Source organism: Rhodococcus sp. IEGM 1307 (genome assembly GCF_030056915.1).
In the GTDB taxonomy this organism is placed as follows: domain Bacteria; phylum Actinomycetota; class Actinomycetes; order Mycobacteriales; family Mycobacteriaceae; genus Rhodococcus_F; species Rhodococcus_F opacus_D.
Genome location: NZ_JASHKW010000017.1, coordinates 175,775 through 189,786 on the forward strand (window position 1 = coordinate 175,775; position 14,012 = coordinate 189,786).

At 68.7% G+C, this 14,012-nt stretch carries 15 protein-coding genes and 1 tRNA gene; 6 read left to right on the forward strand and 10 right to left on the reverse strand.

From position 1 onward, the window contains the following. Nucleotides 1-2 precede the first annotated feature (2 nt). The 5 genes from QM841_RS29195 to QM841_RS29215 form a co-directional block, all read right to left on the reverse strand. A complete protein-coding gene (locus QM841_RS29195) occupies nt 3-1,490 on the reverse strand; it encodes a penicillin-binding transpeptidase domain-containing protein (RefSeq protein ID WP_283334705.1) in 1,488 nt (495 codons plus the stop codon). Beyond that, entirely contained in the window at nt 1,487-2,941 is a 1,455-nt protein-coding gene (locus QM841_RS29200) for an FtsW/RodA/SpoVE family cell cycle protein (protein ID WP_009476773.1), read from the reverse strand. The genes QM841_RS29195 and QM841_RS29200 overlap by 4 nt, the downstream gene beginning before the upstream one ends. Then, complete coding sequence (locus QM841_RS29205; RefSeq protein ID WP_280783100.1) at nt 2,941-4,407, reverse strand: PP2C family protein-serine/threonine phosphatase; 1,467 nt, start codon at nt 4,405-4,407, stop codon at nt 2,941-2,943. The genes QM841_RS29200 and QM841_RS29205 overlap by 1 nt, the downstream gene beginning before the upstream one ends. Further along, nucleotides 4,404-4,868 (reverse strand): FHA domain-containing protein FhaB/FipA, encoded by a 465-nt coding sequence (locus QM841_RS29210; RefSeq protein ID WP_005249074.1) that lies wholly within the window; start codon nt 4,866-4,868, stop codon nt 4,404-4,406. Before QM841_RS29210 ends, QM841_RS29205 begins: the two co-directional genes overlap by 4 nt. Before the next feature lie 256 nt (nt 4,869-5,124). Further along, nucleotides 5,125-6,429: an FHA domain-containing protein gene (locus QM841_RS29215; RefSeq protein ID WP_283334706.1), complete on the reverse strand. Its 1,305-nt coding sequence runs from the start codon at nt 6,427-6,429 to the stop codon at nt 5,125-5,127. 255 nt (nt 6,430-6,684) lie between these two features. On the opposite strand from QM841_RS29215, the gene QM841_RS29220 reads away from it, so the two are divergent. The 5 genes from QM841_RS29220 (at nt 6,685) to QM841_RS29240 (ending at nt 9,317) form a co-directional block, all read left to right on the forward strand. Continuing rightward, nucleotides 6,685-6,767, forward strand: a tRNA-Leu gene (locus tag QM841_RS29220). A gap of 284 nt (nt 6,768-7,051) precedes the next feature. Next, on the forward strand, nt 7,052-7,447 hold the full coding sequence (locus tag QM841_RS29225) for a DUF6292 family protein (RefSeq protein ID WP_280783102.1): 396 nt from the start codon (nt 7,052-7,054) through the stop codon (nt 7,445-7,447). A 54-nt stretch (nt 7,448-7,501) separates the two neighbouring features. After that, on the forward strand, nt 7,502-8,155 hold the full coding sequence (locus tag QM841_RS29230; RefSeq protein ID WP_283334707.1) for a hypothetical protein: 654 nt from the start codon (nt 7,502-7,504) through the stop codon (nt 8,153-8,155). Continuing rightward, nucleotides 8,152-8,613: an RDD family protein gene (locus QM841_RS29235; protein ID WP_283334708.1), complete on the forward strand. Its 462-nt coding sequence runs from the start codon at nt 8,152-8,154 to the stop codon at nt 8,611-8,613. The genes QM841_RS29230 and QM841_RS29235 overlap by 4 nt, the downstream gene beginning before the upstream one ends. Nucleotides 8,614-8,633: 20 nt before the next feature. Continuing rightward, nucleotides 8,634-9,317: an AraC family transcriptional regulator gene (locus tag QM841_RS29240; protein WP_283334709.1), complete on the forward strand. Its 684-nt coding sequence runs from the start codon at nt 8,634-8,636 to the stop codon at nt 9,315-9,317. On the opposite strand, the gene QM841_RS29245 is transcribed toward QM841_RS29240, so the two are convergent. Further along, a complete protein-coding gene (locus tag QM841_RS29245; protein WP_283334710.1) occupies nt 9,307-9,702 on the reverse strand; it encodes a VOC family protein in 396 nt (131 codons plus the stop codon). The genes QM841_RS29240 and QM841_RS29245 overlap by 11 nt on opposite strands. A 111-nt stretch (nt 9,703-9,813) precedes the next feature. On the opposite strand from QM841_RS29245, the gene QM841_RS29250 reads away from it, so the two are divergent. Then, on the forward strand, nt 9,814-10,209 hold the full coding sequence (locus QM841_RS29250; protein WP_283334711.1) for an SRPBCC family protein: 396 nt from the start codon (nt 9,814-9,816) through the stop codon (nt 10,207-10,209). 100 nt (nt 10,210-10,309) lie between these two features. Here the strand turns inward: QM841_RS29250 and QM841_RS29255 are convergent, their stop codons facing one another. The 4 genes from QM841_RS29255 to QM841_RS29270 form a co-directional block, all read right to left on the reverse strand. Further along, nucleotides 10,310-11,077: a hypothetical protein gene (locus QM841_RS29255; RefSeq protein WP_283334712.1), complete on the reverse strand. Its 768-nt coding sequence runs from the start codon at nt 11,075-11,077 to the stop codon at nt 10,310-10,312. Beyond that, nucleotides 11,074-11,742 (reverse strand): DUF8176 domain-containing protein, encoded by a 669-nt coding sequence (locus QM841_RS29260; RefSeq protein ID WP_283334713.1) that lies wholly within the window; start codon nt 11,740-11,742, stop codon nt 11,074-11,076. Before QM841_RS29260 ends, QM841_RS29255 begins: the two co-directional genes overlap by 4 nt. Before the next feature lie 71 nt (nt 11,743-11,813). Continuing rightward, nucleotides 11,814-12,659 (reverse strand): glycoprotein, encoded by an 846-nt coding sequence (locus QM841_RS29265; protein ID WP_283334714.1) that lies wholly within the window; start codon nt 12,657-12,659, stop codon nt 11,814-11,816. 300 nt (nt 12,660-12,959) lie between these two features. Beyond that, nucleotides 12,960-13,982 (reverse strand): FAD-dependent oxidoreductase, encoded by a 1,023-nt coding sequence (locus QM841_RS29270; RefSeq protein ID WP_283334715.1) that lies wholly within the window; start codon nt 13,980-13,982, stop codon nt 12,960-12,962. Between the last annotated feature and the right edge of the window lie 30 nt (nt 13,983-14,012).

Sequence of the window (14,012 nt, forward strand, 5' to 3'; positions counted from 1 at the left end):
AATCAGCCCCCTTGTAGTCCGGCTGCGATGACGGCACGGCCGATAGGTGCAGCCACCGAGCCGCCGGTTGCGGCCAGTGCACGATCTCCGCCGTCCTCGACGATGACCGCAATGGCCACGGTCGGGTTCTGGGCGGGTGCGAATCCGATGTACCAGGCGTGGGGCGGGGTGTTCCGAGGGTCGGTCCCGTGCTCGGCGGTGCCCGTCTTGGACGCGATCTGGACGCCCGGGATCTTGCCTTCGCCGCTGGTGTTGTTCTCGGAACCGATCATCAGGTCGGTCAGGGTGGCCGCCACCTGGGACGACATCGCCTGGCCTTCGGACACCGGGTTGGTGGTCGCGAGGTTGGACAGGTCCGGCCCCTGCAGTTCGGACACCAGTTGCGGTTGCATCCGCACCCCACCGTTGGCGACGGTAGCCGCGATCATCGCGTTCTGCAGGGGAGTGAGCGCGACGTCACGCTGGCCGATGCTGCTCTGACCGAGTGCGGCGTCGTCGGGGATCGACCCGATCGTGCTGTCCGCGACGGGGAACGGGACGCCGGGCATCTGCCCACCGATGCCGAGCGCGCTGGACTGGTCGCTGACGGCGTCGGCGCCGGTCTTCACACCGAGTTCGACGAACGCCGTGTTGCAGGACCGCGCGAACGCCTCACGCAGCGACGCGGTGGGGGCGCCGCCACACGTGGAGCCGTTGTAGTTCTCGAGCGTCGTCGACGTGCCGGGAAGGGTGATCTGCGGGGCGGCGGTCAGCTGGGTGTCAGGGGTGGTTCCGGCGGCGAGCGCCGCCGCGGTCACCACCACCTTGAACGTGGAGCCCGGCGGGTACGTCTGCGACACCGCACGGTTGATCAGCGGCTTCTCCGGGTCGGCGTTGAGGGCCTCCCACGCCTGGGTGGTCTCGGTGCCGTCGTGGCTGGCGAGCGAGTTGGGGTCGTAGCTCGGGGTGCTGACCATCGTGAGGATGCGTCCGGTGCTCGGTTCGATCGCGACGACCGAACCGGTGTAGCCCTTCGCCGTCAGCTCGTCGTACGCCACCTGCTGCATGACCGGGTTGATCGTGGTCACCACGTTGCCGCCGCGCGGGTCGCGCCCGGACACGAGGTCGAAGAAGCGACGCCCGAACAGCCGGTTGTCGGAGCCGTTGAGGACCGGGTCCTCGGCCCGCTCGAGACCGGTGCTGCCGTACTGCATCGAGTAGAAACCGGTGACCGGTGCGTTGGCCAGCGGGCTGGACGGTGCCGCCGGGTTCGGCGGGTAGGTGCGCAGGTACTTGTAGCGGTCGTCGGTCGGGACGGACGCCGCGAGCACCTGGCCGGCCGCCGAGATCTGGCCGCGCTGACGCGAGTACTCGTCGAGCAGCACGCGCGAGTTCCGCGGATCGGCCCGCAGGTTGTCCGCCTTGATGACCTGAACGTAGGTGGCGTTGGCGAGGAGGGCGACCACCATCACCATGACGGCGATCGCGACGCGACGCAGAGGTGTGTTCATGAGCGCGGCACCATCTCGGTCGGGGCGTCGGCGATGGGTGCGGGGCCCTTTTTCTTCGGGACGGCCGGCTCACGGGCGGCGTCGGAGATCTTGATCAGGATCGCGAGAAGGAGATAGTTGGCGAGCAGCGACGACCCACCGTAGGACATGAATGGCGTGGTCAGACCGGTGAGCGGGATCAGCTTGGTGACGCCGCCGACCACCACGAACACCTGCACCGCGATCGTGAAAGACAGCCCGGCCGCGAGGAGCTTGCCGAAGCTGTCGCGGACGGCCAGCGCGGTGCGCAGACCGCGGATGACGAGGATCAGGAACAGCATCAGGACGGCGGCGAGCCCGATCAGACCGAGCTCCTCACCGATCGTGGCGACGATGAAGTCGGTCTTCGCGAACGGCACCTGGGCGGGTCGTCCGCTGCCGAGTCCCGTTCCGGCCACACCGCCGGTCGCGAGTCCGAACAGCGACTGCGAGATCTGGTAGCCGGTGTTGTTGTAGTCGGCCAGCGGGTCGAGCCAGGTGCTGACCCGGACCCGGACGTGGCCGAACAGCTGGTAGGCGAAGAAGAAGCCGATTCCGAGCAGTCCGACGCCGATCAGCAGCCAGCCGACGCGCTCGGTGGCGATGTAGAGCATCACCAGCACGGTGCTGAACAGCAGCAGCGACGTGCCGAGGTCCTTCTCCAGCACGAGCACACCCACCGACACCATCCACGCGACGAGGATGGGGCCGAGGTCGCGGGCGCGGGGGAGGTCGATGCCGAACACGTGCTTGCCTGCGGTGGTGAACAGGTCGCGCTTCGCGACCAGCACCGACGCGAAGAAGATGATCAGGAGGATCTTCGCGAACTCGCCGGGCTGAATGCTGAAGCCGGGGAGGCGGATCCAGATCTTCGCGCCGTTCACCTCGGAGAAGCTGGACGGCAGGATCGCCGGGATGGCGAGGAACACCAGTCCGGCCAGGCCCAGCGTGTAGCTGTAGCGGGCCAGGAGGCGGTAGTCCTTGAGCAGCACCAGCACGGCCACGAAACCGGCGATGGCCAGCGTCGTCCACAGCACCTGCTGGTTGGCGTCCGGCGAGGGGACGGGCAGCCCGAAGTAGGCGGCGGACTGTGCGTCGGCGAGGTCGAGTCGGTGGATCAGCACCAGCCCGAGGCCGTTGAGCAGCGCGACGATCGGCAGGATCAGCGGGTCGGCGTACGGCGCGAACCGGCGCACCGCGAGGTGCGCGATCAGGAACAGCGCCGAGTAGGCGGCGGCGTACTTGGCGAGGTCCCAGGTGATGCTCTGTTCCTGGCTGGCCTCGACCAGCACCAGCGAGATCGTCGTGATCAGGATCGCGAAACCGATCAGGATCAGCTCGGTGCCCCGGCGCGTCGACTGGACGGGGGCTGGCGCGAACCCGCCGGGGGGACTGGGAAACTGCGCCCCCGGTGATGCACTTGCGACCGACATCAGCTAGCCGTCCTGCAGTTCTGACCGGGAACCTGGGTCACGGTCGGCGCCGGGGTGGCGGTCGGAGTCGGGGGTGTGCTCGGCGCCGGTGCGGGCGGCACCTCGGCCGGGGGGACAGGCGCGGGCGGCGGCGTGGTCTCCGGGACGGGAGCCGGAGTCGGTGCCGGAGTGGTCGTCGTGGTGGTGGTGGACGACGCCGACTCGCAGACCGGAAGCAGATCGTTCTGAGCGAGCCGCGTCATCTGGTTGCGGACGTCGTCGAGCTTGCCCGAGGGCAGCCCGGCACGCACCTGCTCGCGGGCGGACGGCTGGAGGTCGTCGACCTCGAGGATGGTGCACCCGTTCGGTGATTCGGTCGGCGACATCAATGTCAGGTCGCCGGCATCGCTGACACAGCCGACGAGATTCGCTTCCTGCAGCGAGTAACCCAGCACCGAGCCGGGAACTCCGCGCAGCACGGTGACGCGTTCGCCGTCGGCGCCGACGTAGTAGTTGTTGCGGACCAGAGCCCGCCCCACGAAGGCAGCGACGGCGACCACGACGATCAGACCGAGCGCGAGCGCAGCCCACCACATGCGGTGACGCTTCTTCTTCGTCGGCGGTTCCTCGACCTGCGGGACCACCCGCTTCGGGGTGGCCCGCGGCGGCCGCATCGCGGCGGCGCGGCCCGCGGCCGTGTTGGGCGGCGGTGTGTCCTCTTCGTCGTCGGCGGAGGCGGCACCGGCGACGATGGGGTGGCTCTGCCCGTAATCGAGGTCGATGACGTCGGCGACGACGACCGTCACGTTGTCCGGGCCGCCGCTGCGCAGGGCGAGTTCAATGAGCCGGTCGGCGCACTCGTCCTGCGAGCCCTCACGCATCGTGTTCTCGATGGTCTCGTCGCTGACCACGTCCGACAGTCCGTCGGAGCACAGCAGGTAACGGTCGCCTGCGCGCGCCTCGCGGACCGTCAGCGTCGGCTCGATCTCGTTGCCGGTGAGGGCGCGCATGATGAGCGACCGCTGCGGGTGGGTATGCGCCTGCTCGGCGGTGATCCGTCCCTCGTCGACGAGGGACTGCACGAACGTGTCGTCCCGGGTGATCTGCGCGAGGGAGTCGTCGCGGAGCAGGTAGGCGCGGGAGTCGCCGATGTGGACCAGCCCGAGCTTGTTGCCGGAGAACAGGATTGCGGTGAGCGTGGTGCCCATGCCGTCGAGTTCGGGATCCTCCTCGACGTGGTCGGCGATGGAGTCGTTGCCCTCCCGGGTGGCGGCCTCGAGCTTGCCGAGAAGGTCTTCGCCGGGCTCGTCGTCGTCGAGATGTGCGAGGGCCGCGATCATCAACTGCGACGCGACCTCACCGGCCGCGTGACCGCCCATGCCGTCCGCGAGCGCCAGCAGGCGGGCACCGGCGTAGACGGAATCTTCGTTGTTGGAACGGACGAGGCCACGGTCACTGCGGGCGGCATAGCGGAGTACGAGGGTCACGGGCGCAACTCGATTACCGTTTTGCCGACCCGTACGGGGGTACCGAGCGGCACGCGGACAGATGTGGTGACCTTGGCGCGATCCAGGTACGTGCCGTTGGTCGAGCCGAGGTCTTCGACGTACCAGTCGGCGCCTCGCGGGGAGAGCCGAGCGTGGCGGGTGGAGGCGTAGTCGTCGGTGAGGACGAGGGTGGAGTCGTCGGCCCGGCCGATGAGGACGGGCTGGGTGCCGAGAGTGATGCGCGTGCCGGCGAGGCCGCCCTGCGTCACCACCAGATACTTGGCCGTCTTGGTCTTACCCAGCGACGGCAGCACGTTGCCGCTGCGCGAATATCGGGGCGGCACACGGACGCCGGATCCCGCGTAGATGTCGCCGCGCAACGCCCGCAGAACGGTCCACACGAAAAGCCACAGCAGAAGCAGGAAACCTGCTCGTGTGAGTTGCAGAATCAAACCTTGCACGGCAGTCCACCTCCTTCTGTGGCGGGAACGTTCGAGGTTCCAGCGTCTTTTTCTCGCAGCATCATATGGGCAACCCGCACCCTGGGATCAGGATACGGACAGCCCACAACGATACGGAGTCCCCACCGTGTTACGTCCGACACGGGCTCCGACGCGATGTCGGTCGAGTATCGAAGCCGTCTCGGTTGGGTCTCGGTGAGGCAGTTCGGGGTCGGGTATCGGCAGAACCTACTCGGAGTCCCAACTCGGTGGTGCCTCAGAGGATTCGGACCAGAATCTCCGAATGACCCGCCCGGATGATGTCTCCGTCGGCCAGCTGCCAATCCTGCACGGGGGCACCGTTGACGGTGGTGCCGTTGGTGGAGCCGAGGTCGGACAGCATCGCGACCTGGCCGTCCCAGCGAATGTCGATGTGGCGGCGCGACACACCGGTGTCGGGCAGGCGGAACTGTGCCTCCTGGCCGCGGCCGATGATGTTGTTGCCCTCACGGAGCTGGAAGTGGCGTCCACTGCCGTCCTCGAGCTGCAGCGTCGCCGTGAACGTGTGGCCGTCGGGCGCGTAGGCCTGCTGCCCGTAGCCGCCCTGGTCGTAGTCGGCGTAGCCCTGCTGGTCGTACGCCTGCTGGTCGTAACCGCCCTGCTGGTAGCCGCCGCGGTCGTAACCCTGGTCGTAGCCCTGCGGCTGCTGGTACCCGGCCTCCGCGTAGGAACCGTCCGGGTAGCGGGCGGGAGCCGCCTGCTGGTCGTACGCCTGCGGGTCGTAACCCTGCTGGTAGCCGCCCTGCTGGTAGTCGTAGCCGGCGTCCGCGGGCTGCTCGTAGCCGGGAGCCTGCGCACCCTGGTCGTATGCCTGGCCGTACGCGGCATCCTGGGGGTACCCGCCGCGCTGGTCGTCGGGGTACTGCTGCTGGTCGTAGCCGCCCTGCTGGTAGCCGCCGCGGTCGTAACCGTTCTGGTAGCCCTGCGGGTACCGCTGGTCCTGACCCGCATGGGCATGACCGTTGCGCGCGTACTGCGGGTCGGGATTGCGGTTGCCCGCTGGTTCGCGGCTGGGGTCGTAGCCTGAGTTCTGCGTCATGGGGCCAGCTCCTGGATTCGACGTGACGGGTACAAACGGTGCCTGTGGTCGCGGTGCGGGACCGCCTGGCGGTTCGGGTCGCCCCGGCGTGGCCGCCCCTGGGCGGCCGGCATCCGGATCCACCGAACCCCGGGTGCGGAACTGCCCGGTGTGCAGTGAAGGCGACGGTTCGAACGCGACATGAATGGGACCATACGTCTGCCAGCCCTGGTCGCGAATGAAGTCTTCGAGGTGTCGGGCGAAGGCCTTGACCGTCAAGTCTCTGTCGGCGGCAAGTTCTTCGTGGTCCGAGTTGTTGATGGCGATGACATAGCTGTTCGGCGCGAGCAGGTGCCCACCGTCCAACTGCTGGATTCGGTCGGAGGCTTCCTGCTGAAGAGCGGCCTCCACCTCCTGTGGCACCACGCCGCCGCCGAAGACCCGGGCGAACGCGTCACCAACGGCTCCCTGGAGCTTCCGCTCGAAACGTTGAACTATCCCCATCGGAACCTCCTCACGGTGCCTGGCTGTCGGGCCTACTGTCCTCGGTGCGCGGTGGCTGTGACGAGACATGTCCGTGTCGCGGCACTGCCGTGCGCGTATCCCACGGTACTGTCATTGCCTCGGGCCACGACACGGGTCTACGCCATTGCATGATATCGGTCTTTGCCTGGACGGGTGTTTTTGTGGCCTTTTCGGGTCCTGACCTGTACGAATCGTGATTTCTGGCGACCTCGTGTTAATGTTTCCGGGTCGCTCGGGCGAGTGGCGGAATGGCAGACGCGCTGGCTTCAGGTGCCAGTGTCCTTCGGGACGTGGGGGTTCAAGTCCCCCTTCGCCCACCCCAAGCGGTTCTTCGGAATCGCGACATCGAGGCCACGAACTCCACGAGTTCGTGGCCTTCGTGTTTTCCCCCCAAAGGTGCGCGGGGTGGTGTATCCCCACCCCAGGGTGGCTACCGGGCGCCCCGTCGCAGCCCGACGATGGAGTAGAAGCCTCGTCGCGAACCACCGGCCCTTCGGACCCGAACCCGTCCTCCCGGCGGTCCGTGACGAATGACTCGAGTGTGAACCTGCCGTCCGGCTTCTTCCGCTGGGTTTCTGCGAACGTCGAGAGTGGGTTGTGTATGAGCATCAGCCAGGTCCGGGCCACCAGCTCGGCGAATGTCGGTGAGTACGTCGGTTCCGTCGCGACAACGGTGGGCGCCCAGTCGGTCGACTGGTGGTGCACCCCCGCTTTCGACGCGGTCGTGACCCTTTCCTGCGAGATCCCCTACTACCGTGGCCGGAAGGCCGTACTGGCCTGGAACCGCCACTTCGGGTGGTCGCTCGGGGTACACGGACTCTCCCAGGGGAACGTGCTGGTCGTCGAGGGACTCGGGTTGGGACCGGCACCGGATCCCGCGCACTGCTCGGATCGGGTCGCCGAGTTGCTCACCGAACTCGCCGACTGGGCGCCCCGTCCGGCGTCCGGACAGCCCGCCCCGCGAATCGTGCACGGCCCTGGCGCTCCCCACGCCTGAGCTATAAATCTGGAACCCGTGCGTCGCGGGCGCCGACCGGCTTGGATATCGAGTATGGACGGCAGGAGAGCCCCTGATCCGCTGCGCCTCGCGGCCGGCGTCGCCGCGACCGCCGGCGGTGCGTTGCAGCGTGTGATCGGACTCGGCGTCGGCACGGCGCGACTCCTGCCGGGAGTCGACCCGCTGCTGGTCACCCTCGAGGAACGCGGCACCCAGACGCTCCGCAGTGCCGACGAACTCGCGGATCGGGTGCTGCACGCAGTGCTGCGAAGAGTCGTGCAAGTCGCTCTTCAGGAGGTGGACCTCACCACGATCGTGCGTGATCACGTCGACCTGGACGTGGTCGCCGAAGGCATCGACATCCAGCGCATCATCGACCGCGTCGACGTGGATGCCATCGCCGCCCGGGTGGACATCCCGCAGATTCTCGATCGCGTCGACATCGACGCCGTCGCCGCGCGGATAAACGTGGATGCGATCGTCGACCGCGTAGACGTGGACTCCGTCATCGGGCGGGTCGATCTGGTGGTGCTCGCCGATACCGTGATCGAGGGCGTGGACCTGCCGCGCATCATCCGCGAGTCGACGGACTCGATGTCCAACGAGGCGGTCCGCGGGGTGCGGACCCAGGGCATGCAGGCCGACGACGCCGTCGCCGGGTTCGTGGGCAAGCTGTTCGGGCGCGGGCACGAACCGGACGATGCATGAGCACCCCGGCGCATCGCGCGGCCGGGATCGTCACCCGCGGTCTGGCAGCCGGCATCGACCTGACAGTCGTGCTGGCCGTGATGGGCGGCATCTATGTCGGAGTGTTGTTCCTCCGGTTGCTGTTCTCGCCGCAGGAATTCTCGTTCCCCGATGCCAATGCCGTGCTCTCCGTGACCTTGTTCATCGGCGTGTCGGTGCTGTACCTGACGGCGTGCTGGGCCGTGAGCGGCCGCACCGTCGGTGCCGTGACGATGGGGCTGCGGGTGGTCAGCCGCAACGGTGAACTGATCGGCTGGCTGCGGGCCCTTCTCCGGGCGGTGCTGTGCGTGATGTTCGGGTTCGGATTGTTCTGGGCGGCAGTCGACGGCCGGCGCCGGTCCCTGCAGGACATCCTGCTGCGGACCGCAGTCGTCTACGACTGGGATCCGGATCTGCACGCCGTCGAGCCGGGCACCTGACGTCTGCCTAGCATAGGGTCATGTACGCGGAGCGGCGGTCGGTGTTCCCCGGCGCTGTGGTGTGGCAGAAGACCGCAGCCGGCGGTGAGGCGGCCATCCTGCCCGACGGCTGCATGGACCTCATCTGGATGAACGGTGACGTCGTCGTGGCCGGCCCCGACTCCCGGCCGTATCTGAACCGCAGCCGCGAGGGCGACCGCTACGTCGGATTACGTTGTTCCCCAGGCACTCTCCCGGATCTTCTGGCGACGCCGGCGGAGGAGCTGGCCAACCTTCGGGTGCCGCTCGCCGAGGTGCTGACGGACCGCGCCACCACGGAATTCCTCGGCAGGATCGCCGACGCCGCCGACCCCGGCCGGGCGCTCGAGGAGTTCGCGAGGTCTCGCCGGCTCCTCGGGCCGCCGCCGGATGGCAGGATCCCCGCGATCGTGCGGCTTCTGGAGCAGCAGACATCCGTTAGCGAGGTGGCGGACCGGATCGGTGTCGGCGAGCGCCAACTGCACCGCCTGTGCCGACGGCAGTTCGGTTACGGGCCGAAGATGCTGGCCCGGATCCTTCGATTGCAGTCGGCGCTGGGGTTGGCGGGTTCGTCCATCCCCGCAGCTCAGGCGGCCGGCATGGCGGGTTTCGCCGATCAGGCCCACCTGATCCGTGAGGCACACGAGTTGACCGGCCGCACGTTCGGTCAGCTGGTCACGGTGTGAGCGCGGCAAAGAGGTCGACGGGGTTGCCGTCGGGATCGTCGACGGTGGCGTAACGCTGCCCCCACGGTGCGTCCCACGGCTTCTTCCGACCGTTGTAGCCGCCGCCCGTGAACTCGTCGAACAGCGTGTCGACGTCGGCGGCGGTGCCGCAGTCGAAAGCGAGGGCGAGGCGATGCCCGCCGGCGGGTTCGGTCCAGTCGGGTGTGAACGAGCGGATGGTCTCGACCGTGTCCCACAGCACGCGGATCCCACCGGGAAACTCGAATTCGACGTGCGGTGCCTGATCGGCGTCGGCGGGAATGTCGAGTCCGAGCCGCCGGTAGAACGCGAGCGACGTGGGCAGGTCGTGGACGACCAGTTCGATGGCACTGAATGTTGCGGTCATACCGAGAACGCTAACGACCTCAGACTGACCCGCATTGAAGGTTTCGGACATCGAGCACCGGAGTCCGATTTCTTCAATCACCTGTGCCGTGGAGCGGGGATGCTGGGAGTCATGACCACCGAATCAACTCATGTGAGTGTGTTCATCGCTCGGACCGCCGCCGACGTGTACGCCTACGCGAGCGACCCCGCCAACCTCCCCGCCTGGGCGGCCGGCCTGAGCACCGACATCACCCGGGACGGCGACCGCTGGCTCGCGGACTCCCCGATGGGACAGGTCGCCGTGACCTTCGCACCCGCCAACGACTACGGCATCCTCGACCACGACGTCACCCTCCCCAGCGGCGACACCGTCTACAACCCCGTGCGCGTCATCCCCGACGGGTACCACAGCGAAGTCGTCTTCACCATCCGGCGACGCGACGGCGTCACCGCCGAAGAATTCGCGCAGGACGCAGCAGCCGTCACCGCCGACCTGCAGAGGTTGAAGGGGTTGCTGGAGGCGTGAGGGGGCGCGAGCCTTCGCGTTTGCACACCGATTGGTCAAACGCGCTGCAATTGCGGGTGCAGCTGACTAAACCGTGGGCGGATGTGGGTAAGTGCCTCGCTCAGACCCGTTCCGGACGACCTTCGGCCACGGCCGACGCCGCCGCGGACACCCGCTCGTACGCGGCCCGGGTGTCCGATGCCAGCCGGCTGTGATCGATGACGATTCCCATGCCCAGATGTTCGTCGTAGGGGATGGTCTCGACGCCCCACACCTGTCCGCCCAAGTACTCGCGGAGAAGGTCGACGTCCACCTGCCAGCCGGTGGCGTCCTGATTCGACACGGTGACGACGGTGCGGGCGAGCCCGGGTTCGCCGAGCGTGTCACCGATCGACTGCAACGCGGAGCGCAGGCGGTTGAACGCGTCCGCCCGGCACGGCACGACGAGAACGATCGGTGACGGGGTGGCCAGCAGCGGCGCGAGGTATGCGGCGCGCAACCGGTGACCCAGGTCGTGGACGGCACTCACTCCGCGAGCCCGCAGTAACCCTGTGAGAGTGTGGAATTCGCCGTCCGACGCGGTCTGGTCCCCCAGGCGGTTCAGGATGCGGGTCCCGGCACTCGTGCGGGAGCAGTACCCGTCGAACACGTCGTCCGCGACGGGGCCGGCGGCCACCAGTTGCTCGAGGCCGCTCACGGAGAGCGCAGCGTCGGCGCCACGTTCGGCGACGTCGCCGCCCGCGGGTGTCGCGTCGACGGCCACGACCGCGCCGCCGCGAGCTGCCGCGGTGTTGGCGAGCCCCAGCGTCGTCGTGGTTGCGCCGGCTCCTCCGCAGGCCCCGAGGACGAGGGTCGACACCGGAAGTGGGTGCAGCAGTTGGTCGGTCACTTCGCGTCTCCAATGGATGTGATGTACGTGCGACCGTCGCGGCCGGCGGTGGTCACGACCTGCTCGTACTTCTTCGTCGACCCGTCCGGACGTAGTTCCGACAGCGTCACCGCGTAGCGGCCGGGTTCGGTTTCGGTGATGGCGAGGCAGTGCTCGGTGCCCTCGGCAACCGAGTCGATGCCGCCCTGGATGGACTCGGCGGACCCCAGCGGCGCGTCGGGGGCGACCACCTCGCGGGCCTTCGTGCCACTGCGTGCGACGTAGTACGCATGGTCGAAGGCCAGGATCGCGGCGACGCCGTCGGACGTCCCGCCGGGACCGTTGCCGACAACCGTCGCGCCGTCGCGGGATTCGACGCACCAGCCGGAATCGGTAGCGGCGACGGGAGTTCCGCTCGCATCACCGGACGTCGAGGCGAACACGGCGACCACACCGGCGACGACGGCGATCACCGCGGCGGCGACGCCGGCGACCACGAGCCTCTGATTACCGCGAACAGGTGGTGCGGGATCGGGCTCGTCGCCCGCGGTCAGCCACGTCGGAGCCGGGGGTTGCTGCTCGGGTTCCGCGGCGGGAGCCGTCGACCCCGGTGCCGGGGCCGACGCGAACGGCGGGAACCAGTGCGAGAAGCGGTCGAGGGGTGCCCTGTTCGGCGGTTCGGTCACAGTTGAATCCTCCACACCTCATTCCCTCGCGCGGAGCCGACCCCGGGCGGGCTTCGCGCGAGGGAATCGGATCACACGTGCAGCGTCGCCTGGCTGCGCACGTTCACGCCGCCGATCGTGGTGGTGGCCGGACCGCTGTCGGTCGACTGCAGCTGCGGCAGTTGCGGTGCGGGGAGGGACGCGATCGTCCGAACCAGCTCCCCGAATGCCGGGTACCGGTGGGCCGCATCCGTGATCGCGGCGGCGACGGGGGTGACGTCGACGGGCGCAGACCAATTGGTGGGGTGCTCCGCGTGGGAATCGGCCGAGAACGCGGAGACGGTGGCTGCCGTCGGCGAGGACGGGTCGACGGCGATGCCCGCGGTGCCGGTGGCGTCGCCGACGCGCCAGCCGACGGTGCCGACGTATCCCTCGGGGTTGCCGTACTGGCGTCCGTTGACGGCCACGGGCACCGCGCCGACCAGTGTGTCGACGGCCGCGTTCACCTCGACGACCGGCTTCGGCACCGGAACTACGGGGGCGACCGGTGCCTGATGTGCCTTCGGCATGTCGTCGGGGTCGATCCACACGGTCGCCGGCTGGGCGGCCGGTGCCTCGTCCACGACACCCTCGGCGGCGGGCGCTGGCAGGTCGGGAGCAGTAGGCACGACCGTCTCGGCACCCGGCACCGCCAGCGGAGCCTGCGGGGGAGCGGGCGTCGTCGCGGCCGGAGCCGCCGGGTCGGTGACGCCCGGCTGGGACGTGGTGGGCGGCGTCGTCGGGACCGTCACGCCGGGCTGCGACGTGGTGGGCGCGGCCGAGGGGTCGGTGACGCCCGGCTGCGACGTGGACGGCGGGGTGGTCGGAGCGGCGTGCGCCGTCGCGGCGCCGAGCAGTGCTGCGGCGGACACCGAAACAGCGGCTGCCAGAGCGTGCATGCGGATTCTCAAGTCTTTGACTCCTGAAGTCGAACGGACATGGTGATCGAACGGACTGGTGCTGACGAAGCAAACGCAAGAGTGGTGCAGTTCAGAGGCACCGAAAGAGGGAAGCGAGCACAGCAGAATGCGTCCACCGACCAGGTGGATGTGTTGTTTCCCCGATGAGATACGTCCGTGCTGCCGGCACACTGCCGCAGCCGTCGTCCACCGCCCCCATGACCGCCCCCGGTTCTTTCTCGTCCCCCTACCGCGGCAAAGTACCAGACGGGCAACCGTTCCCGCGCCCCCACATTCCGGTCAGGCCAGGCCCGCGGCCAGTTTCACCGACAGATCGCGCAGCGGACGAAGACGGCCGGTCATCGCGACGGAGGACATGGCGCGCGATCCACGCACCAGCCGCCGCGTCGCCGGGCGCCGTGCGCGGTCGTACCGGCGCAGTGCGGTGTGAATGTCGGTGTCGGCGGTGAGGAATCGGCCGAGCGCGACGGCGTCGACGAGGGCCTCGCAGGCGCCCCGGCCGAGGTTCGGCGCCATCGCGTGGGCCGCGTCGCCGAGCAGGACCGCGTTGCCCGACACGTACGACGGCAGCGCGGGCGACTCGTACAGGTCGTGGTGGAGCATCGCGTCGGGGGTGGCGGCATCCAGTACTGCCCGGACATCGGCGTGCCAGTTCCCGAACCGTGACCGGAGGTAGTCGAGGCCGCCGGGGTGGCCGGCGTCGGTGCGGACGCACGCGAACCAGTTGACGAGATCGCCGTCGCGCGGGGTGATGCCGAAAAGTGCGTCCGTGTCCCAGGTTTCGCTGACGGTGTCGCGATGTCCGGGCACCCACCCGCGCCAGGCGGTCGCGCCTACGTACCGTGGCTCGAACTTCTCGCCGAACAGTTGTCGGCGGGTCAGGCTGCGCAGACCGTCCGCACCGATCACGACGTCGTGGTCCGTCAGCGCGTCGAGGGCGGGTGCCGGTGTGCCGAACGAGATCATGTCGTCGGGCAGGGCCTCGGCCAGTGTGGCCAGCAGGGCGGGCCGCGACAGCAGGTAGGCGGTGCGGTTGCGGTTGTCGATGGTGCCGATCACGGATCCGTCGGGGCGCAGGAGCGAACCGCGGTGCTGGGGTGATCCCAGTGTGCGTACCCGATCACCTGCGCCGATCGCGTCCAGCGCGTCGAGGGCCTGCGGCCACATGCCGAGTGCGGTGCCCGACGTGGGCAGGGTGTCGGCACGCTCGAAGACCTCGACGTGCCAGCCGGCGCGGGACAGGTAGCGGGCGACGGCGAGTCCGCCGATGCCGCCGCCGAGGACTGCTGCGGAGTGCGTCATAACCACCAAGCTACTACGGGTGTAGTGAAT

What these genes read in the sequence shown, in the direction of transcription:
- QM841_RS29270 (WP_283334715.1), bottom strand. Translation starts at nt 13,982, where the DNA reads ATGACGCACTCCGCAGCAGTCCTCGGCGGCGGCATCGGCGGACTCGCC.
- QM841_RS29240 (WP_283334709.1), top strand. Translation starts at nt 8,634, where the DNA reads ATGTACGCGGAGCGGCGGTCGGTGTTCCCCGGCGCTGTGGTGTGGCAG.
- QM841_RS29235 (WP_283334708.1), top strand. Translation starts at nt 8,152, where the DNA reads ATGAGCACCCCGGCGCATCGCGCGGCCGGGATCGTCACCCGCGGTCTG.
- QM841_RS29200 (WP_009476773.1), bottom strand. Translation starts at nt 2,941, where the DNA reads ATGTCGGTCGCAAGTGCATCACCGGGGGCGCAGTTTCCCAGTCCCCCC.
- QM841_RS29215 (WP_283334706.1), bottom strand. Translation starts at nt 6,429, where the DNA reads ATGGGGATAGTTCAACGTTTCGAGCGGAAGCTCCAGGGAGCCGTTGGT.
- QM841_RS29225 (WP_280783102.1), top strand. Translation starts at nt 7,052, where the DNA reads ATGAGCATCAGCCAGGTCCGGGCCACCAGCTCGGCGAATGTCGGTGAG.
- QM841_RS29245 (WP_283334710.1), bottom strand. Translation starts at nt 9,702, where the DNA reads ATGACCGCAACATTCAGTGCCATCGAACTGGTCGTCCACGACCTGCCC.
- QM841_RS29265 (WP_283334714.1), bottom strand. Translation starts at nt 12,659, where the DNA reads ATGCACGCTCTGGCAGCCGCTGTTTCGGTGTCCGCCGCAGCACTGCTC.
- QM841_RS29250 (WP_283334711.1), top strand. Translation starts at nt 9,814, where the DNA reads ATGACCACCGAATCAACTCATGTGAGTGTGTTCATCGCTCGGACCGCC.
- QM841_RS29230 (WP_283334707.1), top strand. Translation starts at nt 7,502, where the DNA reads ATGGACGGCAGGAGAGCCCCTGATCCGCTGCGCCTCGCGGCCGGCGTC.
- QM841_RS29195 (WP_283334705.1), bottom strand. Translation starts at nt 1,490, where the DNA reads ATGAACACACCTCTGCGTCGCGTCGCGATCGCCGTCATGGTGATGGTG.